Annotated in this window: 16 protein-coding genes; 5 read left to right on the plus strand and 11 right to left on the minus strand. The window is 42.0% G+C overall.

Annotation, left to right across the window (positions count from 1 at the left end; all coding sequences use genetic code 11):
* Positions 1 to 25: 25 nt before the first annotated feature.
* From EAH55_RS27080 to EAH55_RS27095, 3 genes are all read right to left on the minus strand, one after another.
* Positions 26 to 1,261 (minus strand): Pycsar system effector family protein, encoded by a 1,236-nt coding sequence (locus EAH55_RS27080; protein ID WP_121812402.1) that lies wholly within the window; start codon positions 1,259 to 1,261, stop codon positions 26 to 28.
* A gap of 282 nt (positions 1,262 to 1,543) precedes the next feature.
* Positions 1,544 to 4,105 (minus strand): DUF3857 domain-containing protein, encoded by a 2,562-nt coding sequence (locus EAH55_RS27090; RefSeq protein WP_162997063.1) that lies wholly within the window; start codon positions 4,103 to 4,105, stop codon positions 1,544 to 1,546.
* A 200-nt stretch (positions 4,106 to 4,305) separates the two neighbouring features.
* Positions 4,306 to 7,326, minus strand: coding sequence for a protein O-mannosyl-transferase family (locus tag EAH55_RS27095; protein WP_121812405.1), 3,021 nt, complete (start codon positions 7,324 to 7,326; stop codon positions 4,306 to 4,308).
* A gap of 468 nt (positions 7,327 to 7,794) precedes the next feature.
* On the opposite strand from EAH55_RS27095, the gene EAH55_RS27100 reads away from it, so the two are divergent.
* The 3 genes from EAH55_RS27100 (at position 7,795) to EAH55_RS27110 (ending at position 11,571) form a co-directional block, all read left to right on the plus strand.
* A complete protein-coding gene (locus EAH55_RS27100; protein WP_121812406.1) occupies positions 7,795 to 9,417 on the plus strand; it encodes a gliding motility protein RemB in 1,623 nt (540 codons plus the stop codon).
* Between the two features lie 280 nt (positions 9,418 to 9,697).
* On the plus strand, positions 9,698 to 10,756 hold the full coding sequence (locus tag EAH55_RS27105; RefSeq protein WP_121812407.1) for a winged helix DNA-binding domain-containing protein: 1,059 nt from the start codon (positions 9,698 to 9,700) through the stop codon (positions 10,754 to 10,756).
* 44 nt (positions 10,757 to 10,800) lie between these two features.
* Entirely contained in the window at positions 10,801 to 11,571 is a 771-nt protein-coding gene (locus EAH55_RS27110) for a DNA-formamidopyrimidine glycosylase family protein (RefSeq protein ID WP_121812408.1), read from the plus strand.
* Between the two features lie 298 nt (positions 11,572 to 11,869).
* Here the strand turns inward: EAH55_RS27110 and EAH55_RS27115 are convergent, their stop codons facing one another.
* The 3 genes from EAH55_RS27115 to EAH55_RS27125 form a co-directional block, all read right to left on the minus strand.
* Positions 11,870 to 12,451, minus strand: a complete 582-nt coding sequence (locus EAH55_RS27115) for a hypothetical protein (RefSeq protein WP_121812409.1) — start codon at positions 12,449 to 12,451, stop codon at positions 11,870 to 11,872.
* Positions 12,452 to 12,629: 178 nt separating this feature from the next.
* The gene (locus EAH55_RS27120; RefSeq protein WP_121812410.1) at positions 12,630 to 14,171 is read right to left on the minus strand and encodes an MFS transporter; all 1,542 of its coding nucleotides are present in this window, start codon (positions 14,169 to 14,171) and stop codon (positions 12,630 to 12,632) included.
* A 101-nt stretch (positions 14,172 to 14,272) separates the two neighbouring features.
* Positions 14,273 to 14,965 (minus strand): hypothetical protein, encoded by a 693-nt coding sequence (locus tag EAH55_RS27125; protein ID WP_121812411.1) that lies wholly within the window; start codon positions 14,963 to 14,965, stop codon positions 14,273 to 14,275.
* A 179-nt stretch (positions 14,966 to 15,144) separates the two neighbouring features.
* Here EAH55_RS27125 and EAH55_RS27130 point away from each other — a divergent pair, with 179 nt between their 5' ends.
* Positions 15,145 to 16,377 (plus strand): alpha/beta hydrolase-fold protein, encoded by a 1,233-nt coding sequence (locus tag EAH55_RS27130; protein WP_121812412.1) that lies wholly within the window; start codon positions 15,145 to 15,147, stop codon positions 16,375 to 16,377.
* A 258-nt stretch (positions 16,378 to 16,635) separates the two neighbouring features.
* On the opposite strand, the gene EAH55_RS27135 is transcribed toward EAH55_RS27130, so the two are convergent.
* Positions 16,636 to 17,010, minus strand: a complete 375-nt coding sequence (locus EAH55_RS27135; protein ID WP_121812413.1) for a DUF779 domain-containing protein — start codon at positions 17,008 to 17,010, stop codon at positions 16,636 to 16,638.
* Between the two features lie 88 nt (positions 17,011 to 17,098).
* Positions 17,099 to 18,601 (minus strand): aldehyde dehydrogenase family protein, encoded by a 1,503-nt coding sequence (locus tag EAH55_RS27140; RefSeq protein WP_121812414.1) that lies wholly within the window; start codon positions 18,599 to 18,601, stop codon positions 17,099 to 17,101.
* Between the two features lie 153 nt (positions 18,602 to 18,754).
* Here EAH55_RS27140 and EAH55_RS27145 point away from each other — a divergent pair, with 153 nt between their 5' ends.
* Entirely contained in the window at positions 18,755 to 19,687 is a 933-nt protein-coding gene (locus EAH55_RS27145) for an AraC family transcriptional regulator (protein WP_121812415.1), read from the plus strand.
* Positions 19,688 to 19,836: 149 nt separating this feature from the next.
* On the opposite strand, the gene EAH55_RS27150 is transcribed toward EAH55_RS27145, so the two are convergent.
* From EAH55_RS27150 to EAH55_RS27160, 3 genes are read right to left on the minus strand one after another with little or no spacing between them, the layout of a single operon-like run.
* Positions 19,837 to 22,497, minus strand: coding sequence for a glycoside hydrolase family 2 protein (locus tag EAH55_RS27150; protein ID WP_121812416.1), 2,661 nt, complete (start codon positions 22,495 to 22,497; stop codon positions 19,837 to 19,839).
* Between the two features lie 13 nt (positions 22,498 to 22,510).
* The gene (locus EAH55_RS27155) at positions 22,511 to 23,365 is read right to left on the minus strand and encodes an ROK family protein (protein WP_208644949.1); all 855 of its coding nucleotides are present in this window, start codon (positions 23,363 to 23,365) and stop codon (positions 22,511 to 22,513) included.
* Between the two features lie 8 nt (positions 23,366 to 23,373).
* Positions 23,374 to 24,612 carry an MFS transporter gene (locus EAH55_RS27160; RefSeq protein WP_121812418.1) on the minus strand — a complete coding sequence of 413 codons (1,239 nt, stop codon included), beginning with the start codon at positions 24,610 to 24,612 and terminating at the stop codon, positions 23,374 to 23,376.
* Between the last annotated feature and the right edge of the window lie 155 nt (positions 24,613 to 24,767).

Raw genomic sequence — 24,767 nt, forward strand, 5'->3', positions numbered from 1 at the left:
TTGTTTTTTGCGATAGCGCGACCGCTTACAATAGTGATGATATGATGAACGCTACTACCGATACGATAAGCCCGAACATAAAGATATTGTACGATGCCCTGAGCAATCTGTATTTTTTGCCTAAAACAACGCCTTGTGAGTAATTGTCACGGATAAGACTACCGTAGAGGAATTCCCGGTCGTCCATCATTTTCTCCATACCGTCGCTATAATCATCGTATGACATGCGGTAAAAATTACCGAAGAATAAAAGGTTCACCTTCTTATTATCAATATCCTCTTTTGTAAATAATCCCGGCGGAATTGACGGGCGGGTTGACAATATAGAGAAGATCATAGTAGCCAGGCTTACTGACAACAGCATGAAAGTTGGAATGAGCAAGTTAGAGTGCTCATCAAGTTTACGCAATACCAAACTGATTATAGCCGAAAGAATGATAGAATTAACTGTGATCATGATATGAGCCTTATTATCGGCCATATCGCTTAAACGCTGATGATTACTTGAGCTAATCCTGAACATAGTTTCAATACCACGATCAGGCCTGTCACTTTTGTGTTTTTTACCACCATGATCATCATCATGATCTTTATCTTTTTCCTGCGTAATGATAGTACCGCTGCCGGTATCGTTAGTATGCAGGTCGGGAGTTTCACGCACTTCAACATCGGCCTGTTTTTCTATCAGTTTTTGCAGGTTCTTTTGTTTTTGATCATTCAATAGCAAACGGCAGTAATCGGTATAATATTCATGTCCCTGCAAAAACTCGATGTTGTAATTACGCCATTCGTCTTTATCGATGTCATGCTTTTTGATGGCTTCCATTTCTTTACGCAACAATTTATTCTTATCGCGGAAGTCATCGGTACCTAGGTGAAACAAATCGGCATCACAAATAATTTGCTGCAACAAATTGGCTGGGCTTTGCGGCATTTTTGTGGCTATAATACAACCTTCAACTTTGTCAATAACGGGTTGCTCAATTTTATGCTGTTTCAGAAAATGCGTGGCTATCCCTACGCTTTTTGCTTCATGGTCTTTTTTATCGGTAAAATACCCTGTGTCGTGAAACCAGGCTGAAGAGATCACCACAAAAAAATCCTCATCACTCAGCTGATAATGGTTAGCTATTTGGGTGGCCGCTGCAACAACATCTTTGGTATGCCTCAGGTTATGGTAAATTAAGTCGGAATCATGATGCACGTCAAAATAAGATATAACGTACTGCTTTACCTGTTCTAACAGCGGTTGAAATTTCATCGTAGTTTTTTGTTGTTAAAAGTAAATCAAATTTATTTTAAAAATGCCTATTTGCAGCCACGCACCGGGGAGAAACATTAATTTATCGGGCATTGTTTATACAAAAGACAAGAAAATGTATGGTATTGCAATTGCAAACCATATGCCACACAACAACACCATTGAATATCAGCAACTTGAACAACAACATGCAAAATCATGTGGCGAAATATCGCTAATACCGATACTTTATCACGACGAAGTGAAACTCTCTTTTAAATAAACTTCCCTGATTAGTAGCATTTACGACGCTGATTCTTCTACCACGCCCGGCCCCTCATAACTATAGTTATATGGTGGATGAGGCACAATAAAGGTTTCATGCACACGCGACGACTTTTTAAAATAAGGGATCCATATAGCGGCCGTAACTATTGACCGCAAAAGCGGGTTAAGGGCTGTTTCCGCAAGTTTACTGCTGATATTCGCCGCCAAAATATAATCGGCCAGGAAAAACACGAAGGCAAAAGCAAAATAACCGGTAATGCAGGCGGGCAATATATCGCGCTTGTTTAACAGCAGCACAAGGCAAAAAACAGCATAAACCATTAATGTGATATTGCCTATTGCTTCTACAACAAGCAACACCCTGAAGTTAAGCTCATGCTTACTGCCATGATATATATTCCAGATATGATTACTAAAATAGTCCTGGCTAACCATATTTGAACCGGTGAGCAAAGCTGTGCCAGCTAAGCCTAAGGCAATAAATATTAACCATCCGCCTATCGGCACAAAGGTTGATCCGTAAGCGAAAACTATTCCCGGAGTTTCCCTTTGATAAAACCAAACTCCAAGTACAATAAGACCCACTGTTACTAAGAGCACCAACAAAACTAATGCGCTGTTGATTGTTGATGGCCTGGAGGTTCCAGGCGGAGTATAAGAAAAGCTGTAACCTAAACTTGTACTGTTAAGCTTTTTGATATCCGCTTTAAACTCATCGAGTTTATTAACCGGCACATTATCCTTCAAGAATGAAAGGCCATAATTAAGCAACAGCGTATCCCCTTTAGCTGTAAAATTGGATGCATAGCTATAATAATCGCGGCTTATGGCATCATGATCTTCATTAACATTCCAACCACCGGGCAAAACTACCTTGATGGTATAATGGGCATCATATGGATATGTTAAAGCTACCGGTGTTTTGGTGCGACCGGTTATAGAAGGAAACTGATTATAAATAAAATTGGCGAAAAGATCGGCAGTTAGTTTACCGCTGGTTGAATCCTTTTTAAAGAAATCACTCACATTATAGGTTTCGATGGTAATAAGCTTATTCACTTTCAAATCGTCTGTTACTACGATAGAATCTTTGGTTTCGATCTTATTATAGATCTTGGAATAATAATCGAGATAGCTTTTTTCGGTCTCGGCCATACCAGATGACTCCAGTTTGCCACGCATATAGTCGGCCTCATCGCCGGTATAGGTAGTCTTCACTGTAAACAATACAGGTGATTTCGCATCCTTTACCTTGTAAATGTCCTCGCCAATAACCTTACCACCTTTTGACGGGGGAATGGTGGTCAACGCGTTGCCTCCCTCTTTCAAAACCAATCCTTTACCGTAAAGCGGAAAGTAAATATCTGTACCTTCTCCTCCCTGGTTATCCATTGTTGCATCAACCCAAACCTGTTTCCCGTTTACATTGGCGGTTACAACGGCATGATTAAAAGCATAAGCTGTAGGAATATATTGCTCAACATGCTCATTCATATCGGTATTTACCAAAACCATAGCTGCATCAATCCCATCATCCTTCAGCATAGATACCAGTAATAGTGATTTATCCTTGCAATCTCCGTAACGTTGTTTAAATACCTTCTCTGGGTTATTGGCACGATGCGAGTATTCGCCAATTTCGATACCCATGTAACGGACCTCCTGCTGTACAGTGTGCACTGCAGCCCGGAAGTATTTTGCCTTGTCGTCGCCCGCTTCCTTTTTTAATTTAGCTATCCGTTCGCCAAGCTCCCCTTTAATATTTAACGCCGGAGGATTGATACTTAATGCCCAGTTCACCACCTCGGCCCAGCTGGCAAATTCGCTCACCTGGATAAAACCGCGCTCATCATACCATGACGGCTCCCTGTCATCATCATGCGCCGGCGGCACCTGAAAGCCCTCATACTGATAGCATTTTAAGCCATTAGCTTCGGTGATGGTTAGCTTAGGTACACTGTTAAAAGTTTTAAAATTCAGTTTCCGCCGCGACGATGCAATAATAGCAGTATAATGATGCGCAATTGGTGTATACCACTGCGCATATATATTTGAGCAAAACTTACCGTTCAGTATTGGGTTACGGCCAGTTAGCGTATATGAGTATTCGATACGGTCACCTTTACGGATATCATCCAGGATACATAGCGCAGAAAAGCTTCCCTGATAAATAAAATTGGAAAGATCCTGCTCATCGGCTATTACTTTAAATGCCGAAGCCTTTAAACGGTTTAAAGGTTTACCATCGCGCCAAACGGTAATATCATGAAAATCGAGCCGCTCATAAGCAGGATCAAAACTAACCGAAATCTGCGACGCGTTTTGGATCCCTGTTTCAGAAACTATATTACGTATAATGTGGTTATAGTCGGCCTGTTTTTCAACCTGCACCTGCTCTTCAATAAGCTCGTAATAAAAGCCCCGCTCGATAGTGCGTGCAGATGGTTTTTGATTATACGGTTTTAACACACTTAGCCAGATAGGTTTGGCCGAAATATGTACCGAAGGTGCATCGCCAAAAGCAGCCCCGCTGCACCAAAACAACATCACCAAACAAAGGGAAAACGTAAAACGCATTTTAAAAGCTTTTGTATACAGGCTCTGAAAATAAAGAAAACTAAAACAACTTGATGTAACTATTTTAATATTTAACGTGGTATTTATATAGATAAAAAAAGCGTTGCAAAAAGAATACTGCGCGAAAAATTTACTCATCAAACCAACAAAGCCACCCCGAACCGGGATGGCTTTGTTGAATAAAATATTTATGAAACCTATTATTGCCCGCCCAATACAGCGCGGAATTTAGTTTCATAGCCCTTTAACTGGTTTTCAAATTTAGTAGCCAGCGTGGTTTGATGGTTATCTTTGGTAAACTGTACCAGGCCATTCAACACCTGCATACTTATCTGCACATCTCTACCGTTAATGCTGTTAACGTCCTGAGTGAGTAGGTAAGCATTATAATCCAGCTGATCGGTAAGGTAATTATCAATATTGGTAGCCAGCTTGTTTCCTAATACTACGTCATGTAGCTCATAAGCCAGTTGGGTTAAATACAACTTACGACCAGCAACATCTACATACGGATAAAGATCAGGAAGCTCGGCATCATATTTCTGAACAACTTTCAGGGCTTTATCATTTTTCCCTTCCTGAACAAGGTTTTGAGCCAGATCAAGGAAAGTAGTTACCATTACTGGATAAAACATTGAGGTTGACTCATGATCAAGATATTTGGCAGTTTTGAATTTACCGAATTTAAACTTATTCATCACGTTATCAAACATTACATCGGTATTGGTTTTGCTCAACTGATCATGTAAAGCAGTATCTGGTTTAAACGGAATCAGGTGGTAGGTGAAGCCCTCTTTGTACAAGTAAGGCTGCAGACCAATCAGGTTCTCATTGCCAATGGTTGTAGTAAAGCAGATTGGGCGTTTCCAGTGGTTGTGCGCCAAAATATCAAACATGGCCAAATTCTCTTTGGTTACGTAGTTTGATGTGTACTTCCATTCCATAGCAGTAGCAAGCTTATCTTTTTGATCGGCTTTTACAACACCGTTAGCAATAACCTCATCCGGGTTAATGGTAAGCTTAAGATTTTTAGTTGGCAGATAATTGCCATAATCGCCGCTTTGATATTGTACCTGGGTAGCTTTATCGTCAGAGGTAATAAAATCAAACACTTCTTTAATCTCCTGAAAGCCTGGCAATTTCTGGTCGTTAAAATAAATAACATCCCTCACTCCTTCTTTATACTTGTCGTATGGCATGGTTATAGGCAACGGTTCCGAGTCGTTCATTTTCTTCTGCATCTGGCGGATATACCAATCGCCGGTAAACAAGCTCAGGTTTACGATGCGCACATCCGGACGGATGCCTTCAACCTCCTGATCGTACCACAAAGAGTAAGTATCATTATCGCCATAAGTAAACAGAATGGCATTTGGCGGGCATGAAATCAGGTAGTTGTAAGCCATATCATGCGGTGTCATTTTGGTTGAACGGTCATGATCTTTCCATTCTTTAGCGGCCAAAAGTACCGGGCAAATCAGCAAACCGATCACCGTTGAGCCAATAGCGGCTATTTTAGCATCAACGTATTTGCGGCCAAATTCGGCAATGGCAATTACGCCAAGCCCTATCCATATAGCAAAGGCATAAAACGAACCTACGTACGAGTAATCACGCTCGCGCGGCTGAACCGATGCCTGGTTTACATATAATACAATTGCCAAACCGGTAAAGAAAAACAACAAACCAACAATCAGCGCGTCTTTACTACGACGGTTAACATGGAAAAACAAACCAATTAAACCAATTATCAGCGGCAGGGCGTATAATGGCGTGTAAGTAGTAGCGGCAGTTACCGATTTTGGCAAATGTTTGCCACCGTCAAACAATCCACTTGTCCAGTTGCCGTCTATACCTTCAGTGCTGGTTTGCCCGTCGGCATCGTTATAACGGCCAACAAAGTTCCAGAAAAAGTAACGCCAGTACATCTGGTACATTTGCCAGCTGAACATCCATTTCAGGTTATCGCCCATTGTCGGCGCCTGATTTTCAGGAATCCGTAGCCATTGTTTGTAAAACTGCACATCGTTAGGATCGGTACTGTACATACGCGGCAAGGCGGTAGTGTGATCATAAACGTAGTCGGTTTTACGACCGGCATTTTCATATTGGGTTTTACCTTTACGGTAAATGATACTTCCTTGTTTCTGATCGGTAACCTGTGAGTCATACATAGGACCGGTTAGCAAAGGCACTTCACCGTATTGAATACGGTTAAGGTATCCGTAAAGTGTAAACGCGTTATCGGGGTGCGAGTTATTTAAATTGGTATTAGCAGTAGCGCGAATAGGTATATAAGCGAATGAACCGTAACCGAAATAGATAAATGCTACGCACAATAATGCCAGGTTTAGCACCGGTTTCTTTTTGCGGATACTGTAAATGATACCTATTACCAATGCCACAATTATCAGCAGGATAAAGAAGAAAGCACCGCTGCCAAAGCCCATCCCTAATGAGTTAACAAAGAACAAATCGAAATAAGCGGCAAACTTGATAGTGTATCCCCTGATACCATATTGAACCAGACCTAAAATTATAACACCTACCAGGAAAGCAATTATCGCGTTACCTGTAGTAACCTTTTTGCTCCTGCGGAAATGATAAACCATTGCAATGGCAGGGATTGTCAATAAGTTAAGCAGGTGGATACCGATAGATAAACCAATAACATAAGCTATAAAAACAATCCATTTATCGGCACCAGGTTCGTCAGCATGTTCGTCCCATTTAAGGATTGCCCAAAACACTATTGCAGTACATAATGAAGATAAGGCGAATACAATGGTTTCAACAGCCGAAAACCAAAATGTGTCTGTATAAGTGAAGCCTAATGCGCCTACAAGGCCGGCACCCATGATCACGTACAGTTTATAGCCGTCAATTGCTTCATCACGTTTTTCGACCATGAGTTTTTTGGCAAATGCAGTGATTGTCCAAAATAAGAACATAATAGTAGCGCCACTGGCCAAAGCCGAACCCATATTGGTAAAAAATGGAACTTTAGTATTATCACCAAATGACAGCAGCGACAAAACCTTGCCTATCATGGCAAAAACAGGATAACCGGGCTGGTGGGCTACCTGTAAACGGTAGGCACATGAAATAAATTCGCCGCAATCCCAAAAGCTTACAGATGGCTCTAATGTTAAAATATAGGTTATTGAGGCTATAACAAAACAAAGCCAACCTAACAGGTTATTGATTTTTTTGTACTGCATTTAATAATATATCAATTGATTTAATAGCGCGGCAAATATCATGATTTTTATAACTTAATAAAAAAAAACACCTGCGCGTGACAAAATTTAACAATAATTAACTTTTTGAAGCATTGTAGTTAAGCAAAATTTAACCACAGATTTAAATGCGCAGACAAACGACAAAGTATTTTCGACACATAAACTTTCATAACGATCAACCTGTTTTAATGCGCTTTCATATTTAACTTACCATGATATAACTAACGAGAGCCATGCTGAGCTTGTCGAAGCATAGTGGGTAGGGACTCTGCATGTGACCCTTTGACAGGCTCGGGGTGGCAGTACATCTACACTTAATACATTCTCACATTTACAGATCTCCATTTTGTACAGTTCAAAAGAAACAACCCTGGGGCATTATATGTATATACCCTTATTTATGAATGAAATTTTTATCTTAGAACAATTAATACTTATTTTGTTGTAATGCAAAACCTCTACTCTGTAAACTTCCGAAAAACAATTATAATAGCCGTAACTGCCTTATTTATATCGCAGTTAGCTAAGGCACAATCGGTTTATTTACCTAATTCATACCAGTTGTATCAAAAATTCAATTCGGATATTTATTCTGTAAAAAGCTCGGCTCATACTTCTTTACGCCCATTTTTGATTGACAGTACTATTCTGCATACTTATGATTCTGTGATGAACGTTGGTGTTAAAGATCGTAAAACGTGGGGCGGACGTAAATTATTTAACGAGCACCTTTTTGATGTAAAGGCTAAAGAATATACCTTTTACGCTGATTACATTACCGATGTGCAAGCCGGAAGGGATTTTACCAATAGTACTACAACTAATTTAAATGTACGCGGCTATCAAATAGGAGGTACGGTTGGAAATAAGTTTTCATTTTACACCAGTGGTTTTGAAAATTCGGCCAAGTTTGCGTCTTATTACAACAACTATGTAAACACCAACGGTTTTATACCTGGCCAGGCTTATGCCAGAAAATACACCGGTCAACCACGCAACTCACAGGATTGGTCATATGTAACCGCGATCCTTTCATATTCAGTAACTCCCAAGTTGAATATTACTTTAGGCGAGGATAAAATGTTTATCGGCGATGGATACAGATCGGTGCTGCTATCTGATTTTGCCGCCAATATGCCGCTGCTAAGAATTACGGCCGATCTTGGCCCTGTACGTTATATGGCAGCCTGGGCTTATATTGAGGATTTTAGACAGCCTATATTCGACAAATTTGGAAGTAACCGCCGCAAATGGGCATTATTCCATTATATCGACTGGAATATAACCAAACGGGCCTCATTTGGTATGTTTAATGCATTGATAACACCGGAAGCTGATGATCAGGGAAAACGGGCGGGGTTTGATGCCAATTTTGTAAATCCTATCTTATTTGCCAGCTCATTAGGGCCGGGCGGGTACCAAAAAGACAATGTTTATTTAGGTTTCAACGCCAAATACAAGATCTTTGATAAAGCCGCTTTATATGGGCAGATCATATTTGACAGATTCAAGGGCAGCGATTTCTTTTCGGGCAACAGCACCGATAACACTAACGGATGGCAGTTAGGTATCCGCGGTGCAGATATTTTCAAAGTTAAAAGGTTAAATTACCTGTTTGAATACAATACCGTTAAACCTTACACTTACAGTAGCCAACAACCGATAAGCAGCTACTCTTTTTATGGTGATCCTTTGGCCCACCCTTACGGAGCAAACTTCAGAGAGCTTTTAGGAATCTTAAATTACTCTGTCGGACGTTTTGATTTTCAGGGGCAGGTTAATTATGCCAAATATGGTCTTGACCCTACAAAAACTGATAACAACGGAAAAATTATTACCAAACCATTTATACCGTCGGCAAACACCACCACAACCATTGGTCAGGGTATAAGTACACAACTTTACTATGGCGAAGGCACGGTTGCCTATATCCTGAACCCAAAGTACAATTTGCGTGTTGAACTTGGTGCATTATATCGCCAGGAAAAAAACGATCTGAAAGATTCAAAAAATACACTGATCACCTTAGGGTTAAGAAGTTCGTTCAGGAATTTATATCACGATTTTTAATCAACTTTAATAAAAGCCTTACAAAATGTAAAAACCTTGTAAGGCTTTTTTTTCAACTTCTTTTCCTCCTTAAGCCTAATAAGCAGCCCAATATTACACCTATTGCTACCCCTACTTCAATATTGTGTAAAAGCAAACCGATAACAATACCGAGTACAAATCCTCCAAAGAAAAAATCAAACCCTATCCTGTTCATTTTTCAAATTAAATCATTTTTCCTGCTGACAAACTGTTGTCATAAACATATATTTATTTTGAATAGCGTTTTTAATAAATATACATGACTAATCTTGACAAAGCTAACCTACGGGCTTATAACCAACGCCTTAATCAAAATAAGTTTAAGAAGCCAGAAGAGGTAATAGGCTATATGAGCGCTATGCAAGCCCAGGAATACGCCTATGCTAAATGGGCAATTGGTTTACGAATGCAGTCGCCCGCGGATAAAACTGTGGAAAAAGCCATGACTACAGGCTCAATTTTAAGAACGCATGTACTAAGACCAACCTGGCATTTTGTATTACCGCAGGATATCCGCTGGATGCTTAGCCTCACCGCGCCACGGATCAACGCGGGCAATGCTACCATGTATAGAAAGCAGGAAGTTACCGAGGCCATTTTCAATAAAAGCTTTGATGTATTTACAAAAGCTATGCAGGGTGGCAAACAGTTAGCCCGCGCCGAAATAGCTAAAGCCCTTAATGAAGCTAACATAGCTACCGACGATTTGAGGCTTACCATCATATTGATGAAAGCTGAATTGGAGCAGTTAATTTGCAGTGGAGCCAGGCAGGGCAAACAATTTACCTATGCCCTGTTTGACGAACGTGCACCCATGACACCGGTCATTGATCGGGACGAAGCAGTGGCCCGGCTTGTTCTTCGTTATTTTACAAGCCATGGCCCCGCTACCATAAATGATTTTGTGCATTGGAGTGGATTAACCGTTGCCGATGCAAAAGCAGGCACCGAAGAAAACAAACAACAACTGCACGGAATCAACGTTGATGGAGTAAATTACTGGATGGGCACTGATGTGGATTTCAGTAAAGTAAAAAAAACGGGCGCGTATCTGTTACCCGTGTATGATGAATTACTCATTTCCTATAAAAACCGGGATGCCATGGTACCTGCTAAATTCAGGGATAAAATGGGTGCGATTACCTTTTTCCCAACCATTATGTTCAATAACCAGGTACTGGGCAACTGGGGCCGGAGTATCGGCAAAAAAACTATCGATATTGAGCTAAAACCATTCGGTAATCTCACAAAAGCACAAAACGATGCTATTGAAACAGCAGCACACCGTTTTAAAAAATTTAACGGACTATCGCAATAACAAACATTAATAACCACTATAAGTTACCTATAAAAATACATACCATGCCCGAACTACCCGATCTTCAGGCTTTCAGCCACAACCTTCAAAAGAAACTTGCAGGCAAAACCGTAAAAAAGATAGAAGTCCCAAACGCTAAAAAGCTAAATGTTAGCGCACATGAACTGGGTGAAGTTTTAAGCGGACAAAAACTTGATAAAGTTTACCGCGAAGGTAAAGAGCTCCATATTAAATTTAGCAAAGGCGATGTGCTCGGTTTGCACCTGATGTTGCATGGTAAGCTATTTTTGTTTGATACTAAAAACGAAAACAAATACAGTATCATTGAACTGTACTTTGATGACGATAGCGGATTAACATTAACCGACTTTCAGGGGATTGCGGCCCCCACCCTTAACCCCGAGAAAAAGGATGTACCCGATGCCCTTGATGCAGATGTTGAGTACCTGAAAAAACGCCTTGCAAAAACAAAAACCAATATCAAAACAGTTTTGCTTGATCAAAAGATTTTGCGCGGCATTGGTAATGCGTACGCGGATGAAATTTTATGGCATGCCCGTATTTCGCCGTTTTCGGTAAGCAGTAAAATACCGGAAGCAAAACTGAAAGACCTGGTGCAGGCCATAAGATCGGTACTTGAAGATGCGGAGAAAAGCATTCTGAAATCAAACCCCGATATTATTAACGGCGAAGTGCGTGATTTCATGAACATCCATAATTCAAAGAAAAAGCACAGTCCAACCGGCGCGGCAATTCTGATTAGCGAAGCTTCAAGAAAAACGTATTATACAGATGAGCAGGAGTTGTTTGAATAAGATTAATTAAGGCAAAAACTACACCCGCATTTTGATAATATGCACCGTCAGGTGCTACCTGTTTGTAGCAATAATATTCATAAAAGATATTTTGCGCCGTAGGTGCTACCCTTTCGGATATGCAATTAAAGGGTAGCACATACGGCGCAAAAGTCTCCACCCATTATTTTTGCTACAAACAGGTATCCCCTACGGGGAAATTGAGGTTTCACAGATACTTAGCCTACTTGATGTACAGCAAAGTCGTTTACTCTTCGTTATTAATCTTAAAGTCTGCCCCTTAGGGAGGTTTAGGGGACTACTTCAACTTTTTTACCACAACATTAAAATCAACGCCTACAACCGGGATCTTTTTCCAAGGCTCTGCTTCGGTATCTTTATGAAAAGTACCACCGTTAAACAAGCCACAGGCAAAACCAATATTTGAACCGGTTTTAGTTTCTAAAAACTCAATAGAAACTACAATATCTCCGGCTACCTTAACATTATATGACGATAGATCTACTGTAATTAGCTGGTGATTATCCTGATTGTTATATTTTTTGATATAGCCTTTTATTTCGTCTTTAACCAAATTAGCTTCATTTGGAAGTTTTCCGGCCATTTGGTAAACATTCACTTTAAATGGGATGCTATCGTTTGAACGGTTTTGGGTATGAAAACTTAGTTTCAATAATTGAACGGGGTTTTTACCTGCATTCATTTCAATGCCAACTTGTCTGCCTTTAACAGCATCGAAAGAAGTATTGGATGAACCAGTTCGCAGCTTATTACCTATTGTTTTGGTTTTATCTTGTGCAGATACGCCGACGGCAACAAGAGATAAAAAGCAAACGGCAAGTAATTTTACAAAATTTCGAGGTGATATAAGATTTAGCATAACAATATTTTTAGATGGATTTACAGGATAGACGATACTTACACACAAATGGTTGCAACATCAATCTGAAATTTTTATCGATTTATTTTATGCATCGTAGAGATGCATCACACGCGTCTGCAATGTATTCAAATTGCCCTAAAGGGACACGCATGTGATCCATCTCCCTTTAGGACAATCACTCCTTTTTAACGGCACCATTCCTGATAAAAATAACAGACATCAGCGCGCCTAAAAATCCTAAGCCAGCACAGATACGCATGATATTGCCATAAGCTGAAATAAATCCGTTGTGATAGGCAATCTCTACTGCCTTTTTATTGGCTCCGTCAATATTGGCTGGTACTTTCGCATTCCCCAAATTTGCCGATTGTTCCATAACAGCCTTTTTATCTTTATCATTTAGAGAAAGCTTCTTCATCTCGCCCTGCATAGCGCCAGAAAAAAACAAAACTGCAAGTGCGCCGAAAATGGCATTGGCAAAGACATTTGAAATGCGCGTCATAGCATTATTAATACCCGACGCGGTACCCGAAAAGTGGTCGCTCACCGAACCCATAACCGTAGCCGTAAGCGGCGCTACCGTCAATGACATACCAAAGCCAAAAACAAGCACCCCCGGGAAGAAACTTGTCCAGTAATCAGACGGACCTGCGGTTTGCTTGATAAATGATAGCATCAGCAAGCCGGTACCCGCCAACGCCGGACCAATAATTAGCAATAAACGTGGGCCTTTTTTATCGGCGATGACTCCGGCATAACGTGCAATAGAGATCATAAGCACAGTAAAAGGTAAAAACGTTAACCCCGATTGCAGTTGACTATATCCCTGCACCTGCACCATGTTTAACGACATAAACAGCATCCCACCACCCAAGCCGGCATACAGAAAAAAGGTAAGCAGGTTTATCCCGCTAAAGGTTTTATTATTAAATAAAGTCAGCGGCATCATGGGGTGCTTGCTTGTTCTTTCTATGTATATAAAAACCAGCAGCAACAACAATCCTATACCCAACGCTCCGTAAACCTGCCAGTTATTAAAACCAACCGCGGGCATCCGTAAAAAACCAAAGGTAAGTAATGCAAGGCCTAAGGCTATCGAGATAGCGCCGGGTAAATCAAGGGATTGATCTGTTTGATCGTCCTTACTTTCGGCAACTTTACGCCACAAAATGAGCAGGGCAACTATTCCAATCGGTATATTGATAAAGAAGATATACCGCCACAAGCCTGCATCGGCCAATGCGCCGCCGAGCACCGGGCCGCCCATGGTAACCACGGTGGTAATGGCCGACCAGGTGCCAATAGCCTTTCCCCTTTCTTTAGCATCAATAGAAGATGAAATAAGAGAAAGGCTCCCCGGAATCATTAGCGCGCCGCCTATCCCCTGTATGACCCTGAAAATAATAAGATAAAACACACCCGGCGAAAAACCGCAAAGCGCCGAGCCAGTTATAAAAATGAAGATCCCAATCATAAAGATCTTCTTCCGTCCCAGCTTATCGCCCAGTGAGCCGCCTATTAAAATCAGCGAAGCCAGCATTAGCAGGTATGCGTTCAGGATCCAGAACAGATCGGCACCTTTGGCGTCAAGACTTTGTTGTAAGGCCGGCAGCACTACATTGAGTGCTGTACCATCAATAAAGGCCATGGCCGAAGCCAGTATAGCCGAAACCATGATCCACTTACCCGCCGGGCTGCCCAATGAAACTGTAGCCATATTAACAAGGTTTTAACTGGTGCGTTTATTACAAAGTTGCAGTAAATGATCGGATTAATAATACTGCAAAACATTAAAATAAAGCGCCGAAAAAAAAATGACTATCGCCTGAAAACGCCGATATTCTCCGGACAAAACAATATCAGCAAAACTATTGCGGAAAGGTCAAGCGGTAGTACTTCCGATTGATTTACGGCAGAAAACAAGGCCGTTAATATCGTCAATACAATTATGGCTATAATGTGGTTACGATGCGGAATAGGAATACCAATTTTATCAATAAACCGCTTAGCCCTGAAGTTGCTCCGGTATATAAAGGGAAGTACCATGAAGTAAAAAACTCCGGCCGCTATCAAAACCCAATGCAGGGCAATTTGTCCAACTTCATTAATCTTCATTATCCCGCTTGCGTTTGCGCGTAATATGGTGGTGTTAGTTTTAAAAAGCTTATGCGTGGAGATATGAAGCAGATCGGGCAGGTGGCTCATTTTTTCGGCGATAAAAAATAAGCTCACTACCCCGGCTAAAATAAAAACGATACAAAACTGGATACTGCGGTAGCGGGAAAGCCTGATAATGTATACCGCCGAAACGCCAAAGATCACCAGCAATAATAAAACAGTGACATATCCGATAAATCCTCCGTAGGCACTATAGATCATTTCAAAATAAGCCTTATTGGTAAAAAACAGCACAATAGCTACAGCAGTCAATACGGATGTTAGTCCGAAGATCACCTTCTCAAACTTGGTTAAACTATTTTTTTTACGGGCGGTGTTATAAGTATTCAGCACGGCAATTATTTATAGATGATGTAAGAACTAACAAAAACTTGTTGATACATGTTTTCGCTCCTTTTTAAAACGAACAGGAACTCCGAATTATTTCCATCATATAAACAGAGGCATTCGTCACATTTAATTCCGCCGTGGACCATGTTGCAGTAATATTGAATCAACAAACCAACAGCCACATGAAAAAGCTTATTCTGATACTCTTTCACCTTACAATAGCATATCTGCTAAAGGCACAGCCACCCCAGCAACCCATAGTGTTGGGTCGGATTGATACCGTTTATTCCAACATCCTGAAAGAAAACCGACCGCTTTGGGTGTATACCCCGGGATATGATACCAATTACTTTTCAAAACCGGAATTTCCGGTTTTGTACGTTTTAGACGCCGATGATCATTTTATGTCGCTGGTTACCATGGTTAAAGAACTTAGCGCCACCGCCGGGAATACTGTACTCCCGCAAATGATCATCATTGGTATCCTGAATACTCCTCATCATCGTACCCGCGACCTTACCCCTACTAACAGCGCTATGGACAAATCATCGGGTGGCGGCGAAAACTTTGCTGCTTTTATGGAAAATGAATTGATCCCTTACATAGACAAAAAATACCCTACGGCTCCCTATCGCACCATGATTGGCCATTCAATAGGTGGCTTAACTGCAATTAATATGTTATTGAAACATCCGCAGGTCTTCAATGCATATATAGCTATCGACCCAAGTATGTTTTATGACAATGATAACTTACTGAAACAAGCTCCAACAATCCTTAAACAAAAGAATTTCAGTGGTAAAAAACTATTCCTCGCCTTTGCCAATACCATGAACCCCGGCCTGGATACTGTGCAGGTTAAAAGAGACACATCAGAAATATCGCACCATATACGGTCGATCATGAAACTTGCAGATAACCTCACCCTCAATAAAACCAACAACCTGCAATTGGCCAAGAAGTATTACCCGGACGATGATCATAATTCGGTACCGTTTAATGCCGAATATGACGGCTTAAGGTTCATTTTCAAAAACAATCGTTTCCCCCGCAACCAGCCTTACAATCAGTATTTCGACAAACAATATAGTGCTGCTCAATTAAGGAAAATGATAGATGAACATTACAGCCTGATGTCTAAAGAAAGGGGCTACATCGTGCACCCTCCCGAAGCCGAAATGAATGGTGTAGGGTACGCGTTTTTACAACAAAAGGATTATGAAAAAGCGGCGATGTTTTTCCAGGTGAATATAGATAACTACCCCAAAAACTTTAATGTTTACGACAGTATGGGCGATTGTTTTCTGGCCCGCGACGATAAAGCCAATGCCGAAAACTATTTCAAAAAGGCCTTATCTATCAAGTATACTAAAGAGATTATGGACAAGCTGGATAAAGTACAGGCAGCGAAATAAATTTTACTATCTGTAAAAATCACGTCATCGCGAGTAACGAAACAATCTCCGATTAGTGGAGAGGCTATGCACATCCCTCTGCACAGTTAGGGATTGCTTCGTGCCTCGCAATGACGTGATGGAATATTATTTGCCCTTAAGCCTACTTAATTCAACGTAGTTCCTCTTAAGCCATTGCACGAAGCAATCACCGATGAGCAGATTCCGGCCTGAACAGTTCCGGATTGCTTCGTTCTCTGCAATGACAATATTTTAATATCAATCTTCAATAAAGCCAACAGGCTCCAGATCCTTCAGCTCATCATCGGTAAATAACCTGGAATGGATCATAAACCTGAACCCGGTGGGGATCTCTATGGAAAAGCTTGAACCCCTCCCCTTGGTTATATCAAGCTGCAGCTGGGTATGCTGCCAGTATTCAAACTGATCTTTGCTCATCCAAAACTCACAGCCGTCAACTTCTCCTATTTTAACATCACTCCCGCCGAGCTTAAACTCCCCTTTTTCAAAGCACATGGGCGATGAGCCGTCACAACAACCGCCGCTTTGATGAAACATGAGTTCGCCAAAACGCGATTTGAGTTCGGCTATCAGTCCGGACGCCGCCGGGGTTATGGTTACTCTTTTGACCATGTTATGAGTTTATCTGCAGGATGCATAAAAACTTACGAAGTTTTTGAAACTTCGTAAGTTTAGGAACGGGGATCGGTAAAAGCCGGGACTAAAAAAATCCCAGCTTGTTCTTATTATATGAGATCAGCATGTTTTTAGTTTGACGGTAATGGCCAAGCATCATTTTATGATTTTCACGACCAAAACCTGATTTTTTATAGCCACCAAATGGCGCGTGCGCCGGGTAAGCATGATAATTATTTACCCAAACCCTGCCAGCGAGTATAGCACGTGGCACCTGGTAAAGTTCATGAGCATCCCGTGTCCACACACCTGCACCTAAACCATAAAGTGTGTCATTTGCTATCGCGATGGCTTCATCAGTAGTTTTAAATGTGGTTACACAAGCCACCGGACCAAAAATTTCTTCCTGGAAAATGCGCATCTTGTTATTGCCTTTAAACAAGGTTGGCTGAATATAATAACCACCCTCCAGTTCGCCATCTAACTTTTTAATCTCGCCGCCGCAAAGCACTTCGGCTCCTTCATCCTTGCCGATTTTTAGGTATGACTGAATTTTTTCATATTGGTCGTTAGAGGCTTGCGCGCCCATCATTGTAGTGCTGTCAAGCGGATTACCCATAATAATAGCGTTAGTACGCTCAATCACCTTCGACATAAATTTGTCGTAAATGTTTTCATGCACCAGGATCCTCGACGGACAGGTACAAACCTCTCCCTGGTTAAGGGCGAACAGTACGGCACCCTCTACAGCCTTATCAAAAAACTCATCATCGGCATCGGCTACCGATTCAAAGAAGATATTTGGTGATTTACCGCCCAACTCCATAGTAACCGGAACCAGGTTTTCAGAGGCGTACTGCATGATCAATCTGCCCGTTGTAGTTTCGCCGGTGAAAGAAACTTTTGCAACCCTTGGTGATGAAGCCAGCGGCTTACCAGCCTCAGGACCAAAACCTGTAATAATATTTAAAACACCGGGAGGCAAAACATCCTGGATCAATTCCATCAATACCATAATTGATGTCGGAGTTTGCTCGGCTGGTTTAACCACACAACAATTGCCTGCAGCCAGCGCCGGGGCAATTTTCCAGGTAGCCATCAGCAGCGGGAAGTTCCAGGGAATGATCTGCCCTACAACACCAAGCGGCTCGTTTAAACAAATGCTTACGGTATATTCATCGTGTTCGGAAATTCCTCCTTCTTCGGCACGGATTACGCCAGCGAAGTAACGAAAGTGATCGATCACCAGTGGCAAATCGGCCGCGCGGCATTCGCGGATGGCTTTGCCGTTATCAATACACTCCACAACAGCCAATTGCTCCAAATTAGCCTCAATAATATCAGCAATCTTATTCAGTAACGATGCCCGGTGAGCAGCTGATGTTTTGCCCCATGTTGGGAATGCGGCATGCGCGGCGTCTAAAGCCAGTTCAACATCTTCCTTTCCTGATCGTGCGGCTTTGGTGAACACCTTACCGTCAATAGGCGAAATGTTGTCAAAATATTCGCCTTTAACTGGCGGAACAAATTTGCCGCCGATAAAATTGTCGTACTTATCCTTAAAGGATGGTTTAGAAACAGCGCTCATAATTTTTATGTTTTTTGGTAATGCTAATGTAGAGTTAGCTCGCTGTAAGGCATTTGCATTATGCTCTCAAATGGTAGCACAATGTTCGCATTTTTTGCGCCCGCTTGTTAATGAGGATAAGTATGCCTAATTTGGCTTAAATTATAAACGGCTATGAATAACAAAATCCTGTTATCTCCACTAAGCCTATCGCACGGAAAAGAACTGAACACCCTGGTTGAAAACCGCAAGGCTTACACCATGAACCAGTGCGAGCTCAATGTTTTTGAAACATTTCAGCGCAGCGAACTTGTGCCCTTAACCTTCAGCGACCTGGTAATTACCAGTATGTTGCGCGGCAAAAAGGTAATGCACCTGTTTGATAAGCCGGGTTTTGATTACCTGCCCGGTGAAACGGTTATAGTTCCGCCAAATATTACCATGAAAATTGATTTCCCGGAGGCTACCATCAACCAGCCATCGCAATGTACTGCCCTTGCCATAAACCACCAGGAAATAGCGAACACGCTTGATTTTTTAAATGAGAACTACCCGAGAGAAGATAAAAAGATCTGGCAGCTGAATTATAACCAGTTCCACTTTTTTAATAATCACGAACTTGCCCAGCTCATCAACAAACTCATCCGTATAAGTACCGGCGACGCATTAACTAAAGATGTACTGGCCAACCTCACATTAAAGGAATTGCTCATCCGTATTATGCAAATGCAAAATCTGCATGAGGTAAGCGATAACCTGCATGAGCTATCAAGTAGCAGCAGGTTTGCCTATGTTCTGGAATACATCAGGGTACATTTAAGTGATAAGCTTAATATTGATGCGCTAAGCCAAATGGCCTTTATGAGCAAAGCCAGCTTTTTCCGGGCGTTTAAGCACGAGCTGGGAATTTCGCCGGTTGACTATATTATTAAGGAGCGCCTGCAATTAGCCAAGCAATTGATGAACAACCCACATAACAGTATCTCTGAAGCTTGCTTTAAAGCCGGGTTCAATAACCTTAACTACTTTAGCCGGGCCTTTAAGAAAATTGAAGGAATAACCCCAAGCTATTATAAGGCTAAGTTGCGGGGCGGGCATTTGAATTAAAGAGAAAAAATCCCCTCTTGAGAGGGGGCGCGATGAGATGTGCGGCTGCAGGGGTGTGTTTCTACTGCATTTATCGTCGCTTACTGAAACACACCCCTCCACCCCTCTCAAAAGGGGAATCGCACGGGCCAAAGCTATTTATTCACTGTTTACTCCTTCGGCAACCCATCCTCAAAACCACTGCCCCCACTGCTTCCGGCAGTATCCAGGTTCCAGGCCGAGGTTAATAAATAAGGTGTAGCCCCATCAGCATTTTTATTGCTGTAAGTACATTTAATGATCCTGCTTTCGCCGGGAGCCAATGAAATATAGTTATCGCTGAAAATTACCGGTAAAATATCATCACCACCCTGGCCTTTTAAAGCACGTAAATGAACAAAGAAAGCCACCGCACTACCTGTATTTTTTATGGTTACAGCGTACGAAGTGCTATCCCCCTCAACTTTGCTGGTTTGATTAACAGTTAGTTTTGTTTTAGGAAGAGATTGCAGGGCCGAATAATCCGCGTAGGCAGATTGTGGCGTGGTAAACCAGTTTGATTTTTTCCAGTTCAGCTCATCGCTTTTTTTGGAGAGCCAGTACCAGTTGATGCTTTTGATTTCGCCGTTTTTGTCACTCAGCTCAAGACGTAGCAGGTAAGTATCAGCCAATCCAGTAATAGCAGGTAGTGAGAATAACCGCTTTGAGGCATCAGCAGCTATTTCAGCGGTTACCGTTTTGCTAAACTTGCTACTTCCGTCCGGGTTGTAAACATCCGCCTTAACCTTTAACCCGCTAAACGTTTTCAGGTATGAATTGATCACCGCTACCTCCTTTGTTTTGTACGAATACAGCACGTGCAAAGGCTCCATAGCCTTTTTCATACCGAAATAAGTCCCGGCAGGATACAGGTAATAGTCATAAGTATGCCAGATCAGTCCCGGCCATGGGTTACTCAACATCCATTGAACCACGCCAGTAGCAGTTTGGTATTTATTTAATCCATAAGCCTCCATCATGGCGCGGTGCGCTTCGTAATTTTGAGCCTGTGCCTTGGCTACATAATTTTTAATAGATGAGGTTTCCCCATAACGACCATAAAGTGCTTTGGTGAACACTTTAGTAGTACCGAACGAACCCGTACCGCAATGGTAGTTCCAATCGGCCGAGGTTACGTTCAGCGAATCTTTCGGAATAAATTTGATTAAACTTTCATAAGGCGGAATTGAAGGCCCGGGCGAGATTTCGGTAGCGAAACTGTAGGTACCGCCAAATTTTTTGGTAGCATCGGTTTCCCAGTAAATTGGCGGCACCCACTCATACGGGCCAGCCATTTTCACCCCGCTGTAACCCGACACTTTCGATTTGCTTTCGTTTGCGGTTGCCAGTAGCGGGTTAGGCCATTTCAGTTGCTTTTCAATCTTGAGGTAATCGCGCTCAACCGAAGTATCTGTAGGCGGCATGTCGCTGCCGTTGAGCCATACAAACAGGCTGGCTTTATTACGCAACCAGTACATTACACTGCTATCTGATGCCATGGCAACTTTACGCTCGGCGGCATCCCATTTTTCGGGATGTTGCCAGGTACCGCAACACATCCAACCGTTCATCACCATCAGGCCGTATTTATCGCACAGGTCGTAAAAATTATCATCCTCCATTTTACCTTCCGAACGCACAATGTTCATATTCATATCACGCACCAGGCGGATTTCCTGTTCCTGCCTCTCGGTAGATCGGCGCTGAAAAATATCTGGCGACCAGGCCGCCCCCCTCAGCATAATAGGCTTTCCGTTTATAATAAATTCACGCGATTGATTATCATCAATAATCTTAGAAGTAAACTCCCGGATACCGAAATTTTCTGATACCGAATTGCTCACCTTTTTTTCAACTACAGCCGCAACTTCAATCCGGTTAAGATTCGGTTTACCATACTGCCAAGGCCACCAAACAGATGGATCCTTAACATTAAGCTGTTTAAATTCAAGCGGCGAAAAGTTTATATTTTTTGATTCATTGGGCAGCAGATGTACCTTTTTTTCGAAGGAGATATTCTGGTTGATCTTACCTTTAATTACCGCGTCCTGAGCTTTATTGGTGTAGTTGGTTACCTGAGCATCTACCGTTAAATGGGCAACAGCAAGCGAAGGCAGGTCAAAATTGGTAGTAACCAGTGGGAACTTTACGCCTACCTTGTTGTATGTTTTTACCTCAACATTATTGATAATGCCACCGTTATAATCCTGCGGGTACGGGATCCAGTCGGCATAATCAATGGCCAGGTCGCCGTCGCGTTTGTTAGGAGTAAATGGCCTTAATACCTCAATGGCCAGCGTATTGGTGCCGGTATAATTGATGTTTTTGGTCAGATCAAGGTCGATGATTCGGTACGGGCCTTTAATTTGGGTTGAATCGGCTATTTTGATGCCGTTGAGCCAAACATTAGCCTTATAGTTAATGCCATGCAGGCGCAAGATCACATTCTTGCCGTTTTCGGCAGCAGGCAATGTAAATTCCCTTCTGAACCACCAGGGTTTATCCAATTTAGGATCGGCCAGTTTTTCGAGGTTCTTGCCCATAAACGGGTCGAAGTTATAAACCTGGTTAGCCAGCAAGCCAGCCAAAACTGTCGAAGGCACACTTACCTTATACCAGCCTTGCGTATTAAAGTTCTCCTTCGATACCTCTGTAGCGGCTGCAGGCGCTGTAACTGTTGACTGCATTTGCCAGTCATCTTTCAGTAACAGGTTAAAGCTTTCCTGTCGCCCCTGTGCAAATGCCCCTACACTCAACAGGAACATTGCCGACATTAATAATATTTTTTTCATGGTAGAAATAGGTTTATTTCTGGTTATCGTAATACAAGGCAGCAGCCCCAACAATACCGCTGTTTTGCAACTCCGAAATTTCAATTTTTATACGCTCAAGCGTTTTAGTATAAGCGAAGGTTTTCACCTCCTGCCACATCGTTTCTTTAAAATATTCAAAAGCATGACTTACAGAGCCACCAAGAATGATCAGCTCGGGATCATAAGCATACATCACCATTTTAACAGCGTTACCTACATGGGTTCCCAGCTCGGCGTATAATTCCAGCGCGCGTTTATCTCCTGCCTGGGCATCCTTAAATACCTGTACACCATCCAACCCGTATACATTATTAAAGAATGAGCCGCTGCAATAGTATTCAAGAATGTTATCGATATATGGGAATAGCCCTATCTCGCCGGCACCGCAATTATGCCCGGCATACAATTTGCCATTGGCTATTATACCTGTACCTAAACCTGTACCAAGCGTAATACCGACCATACTATCTACACCACTCCCTTTGCCAAAATACAACTCACCCACGGCAAAGCAATTGGCATCGTTATTTACATAAACCGGGATATTATAACGCTCCTGCATTAGTTTTTTTAAGTGAACTTCTTTCCATGACGGGATGTATTGCACATCATAAACAATACCTTCGGCCACATCAACAACGCTGGGTACACCAATGCCGATAGCGCTGGCGGTATCGTTTTGTAAAAGGGTATCAACAACGGTATAAATATCGTTCAGCACATCATCTACACTGCCATCGCTTTTTATCCGCTGTGATACAATATTTCCAATCACATTATTGCTAACCACAGCACCGCGGATATTGGTAGCTCCTAAATCAATGCCTATAACTTTTATGTTGCTCATGTATATGTTTATGCTTTATTATCAAAAAAGGTTTTATTGGTTACCAGTGGCTTGGCCCAAAAGCCGATGCTCAGCATGTAGCCAAATGTGATGTACAGGAAAAACATGCCTTCGCGCAAGCCAAACAAACTGCCCAGTCCGCCTATCAATAACTGAACAACCGCGCCACCAATAATACCCGTAACCAGGATGCCCGCAAATGAACCATGATCTTCGGCAACAGAGCTCAGCGCCAGCGAAAATATGATAGGATACATCACCGACATAAAAAACCCAACTATAGAAAATGAATACAATGATGTTTGCGGTCCACCGAATAAACCCAGCGACAGGAAGATAAGTGCCAGGATAGTGAAGATCACCAGTAATTTACGGCTATCCATCAGTTTAAGTAAAAATAAGCCCAGGATCCCGCCTGCTGTCATCAGTCCCCAAAAGTAGGCTACGGCGTTGGCACCTGTGGTTTGCGGATCAAACTTGTGGTATTCGAATAAAAATTGCGACATCCAATATGATACCCCTTGCTCGCTGCCTACGTAGCAAAACAACGCTATAAAATAGGCTATTACAACAGGCTTTTTAAAAAGATCGACGTGTGTTTTCCAGGGCCCGGCCTTTTCATCGTGCGCCAGTTCAACCCTCGGAAATTTAGATACCAACAGGATCACAAACATAGCCAGACAAATTACCGCGAATAACCAGTACAGCGAAATCCAGGGCATAGTTGCAGGCACATGCGCTTCCAGCAAAGGAAAGATGCCTCCTTTACTGCTTCCCATATTTTTAACCATGTAAGAGTAAACCAGCGGACTAACAAACGATGCCCCGCCAAATATCAATTGCGCCAGAACCGATGTAAACGCATAGTTCTCCTCCCCGCCCGATGTACGCAGCAGCGGATTAATCACCACCTGCAGCATCGCCATACCGCAGCCAATTAAAAACAGTGAGATTATAGCCGTGAGATAGTTAGGATAAACAGCAAGTAACAACGAACCGCAAAAAGCAACCACAAAGGCTGCAACCATGATAGCCTTTTCGTTATACTTTTGAACCAGCATGCTCGACGGAATAGACATTACCCCATAAGCAATAAAAAAAGCGAAGGGCAACAAGCCGGCCATCGCATCGCTCAATTTAAAATCCTTGATAAACTCGGGAGATAACGGGCCTATGATATTGGTTAAAAATGAAATAACAAAAAACGTAAGCATGATCAGCGTTACGATGTAGTAGTTTTTTTTCATCAATTGAGAGGGTTATGGATTTTGGTTCGGTATTAACTAAATATCGTTAAAAATCCGTTGGCGAGATAATTTTACAAAAACTTATTTAAATTGTTACACTTTCTTTTTAAAATATTTTAAGAAGTTAATTTAAAAACTCCCCTCTTGAGAGGGGG

This window comes from Mucilaginibacter kameinonensis (assembly GCF_003675385.1).
GTDB lineage: Bacteria > Bacteroidota > Bacteroidia > Sphingobacteriales > Sphingobacteriaceae > Mucilaginibacter > Mucilaginibacter kameinonensis.

Coding starts and splice junctions, on each gene's coding strand:
- EAH55_RS27080 (WP_121812402.1), bottom strand. CDS start 1,261: ATGAAATTTCAACCGCTGTTAGAACAGGTAAAGCAGTACGTTATATCT.
- EAH55_RS27090 (WP_162997063.1), bottom strand. CDS start 4,105: ATGCGTTTTACGTTTTCCCTTTGTTTGGTGATGTTGTTTTGGTGCAGC.
- EAH55_RS27095 (WP_121812405.1), bottom strand. CDS start 7,326: ATGCAGTACAAAAAAATCAATAACCTGTTAGGTTGGCTTTGTTTTGTT.
- EAH55_RS27100 (WP_121812406.1), top strand. CDS start 7,795: ATGCAAAACCTCTACTCTGTAAACTTCCGAAAAACAATTATAATAGCC.
- EAH55_RS27105 (WP_121812407.1), top strand. CDS start 9,698: ATGACTAATCTTGACAAAGCTAACCTACGGGCTTATAACCAACGCCTT.
- EAH55_RS27110 (WP_121812408.1), top strand. CDS start 10,801: ATGCCCGAACTACCCGATCTTCAGGCTTTCAGCCACAACCTTCAAAAG.
- EAH55_RS27115 (WP_121812409.1), bottom strand. CDS start 12,451: ATGCTAAATCTTATATCACCTCGAAATTTTGTAAAATTACTTGCCGTT.
- EAH55_RS27120 (WP_121812410.1), bottom strand. CDS start 14,171: ATGGCTACAGTTTCATTGGGCAGCCCGGCGGGTAAGTGGATCATGGTT.
- EAH55_RS27130 (WP_121812412.1), top strand. CDS start 15,145: ATGAAAAAGCTTATTCTGATACTCTTTCACCTTACAATAGCATATCTG.
- EAH55_RS27135 (WP_121812413.1), bottom strand. CDS start 17,010: ATGGTCAAAAGAGTAACCATAACCCCGGCGGCGTCCGGACTGATAGCC.
- EAH55_RS27140 (WP_121812414.1), bottom strand. CDS start 18,601: ATGAGCGCTGTTTCTAAACCATCCTTTAAGGATAAGTACGACAATTTT.
- EAH55_RS27145 (WP_121812415.1), top strand. CDS start 18,755: ATGAATAACAAAATCCTGTTATCTCCACTAAGCCTATCGCACGGAAAA.
- EAH55_RS27150 (WP_121812416.1), bottom strand. CDS start 22,497: ATGAAAAAAATATTATTAATGTCGGCAATGTTCCTGTTGAGTGTAGGG.
- EAH55_RS27155 (WP_208644949.1), bottom strand. CDS start 23,365: ATGAGCAACATAAAAGTTATAGGCATTGATTTAGGAGCTACCAATATC.
- EAH55_RS27160 (WP_121812418.1), bottom strand. CDS start 24,612: ATGAAAAAAAACTACTACATCGTAACGCTGATCATGCTTACGTTTTTT.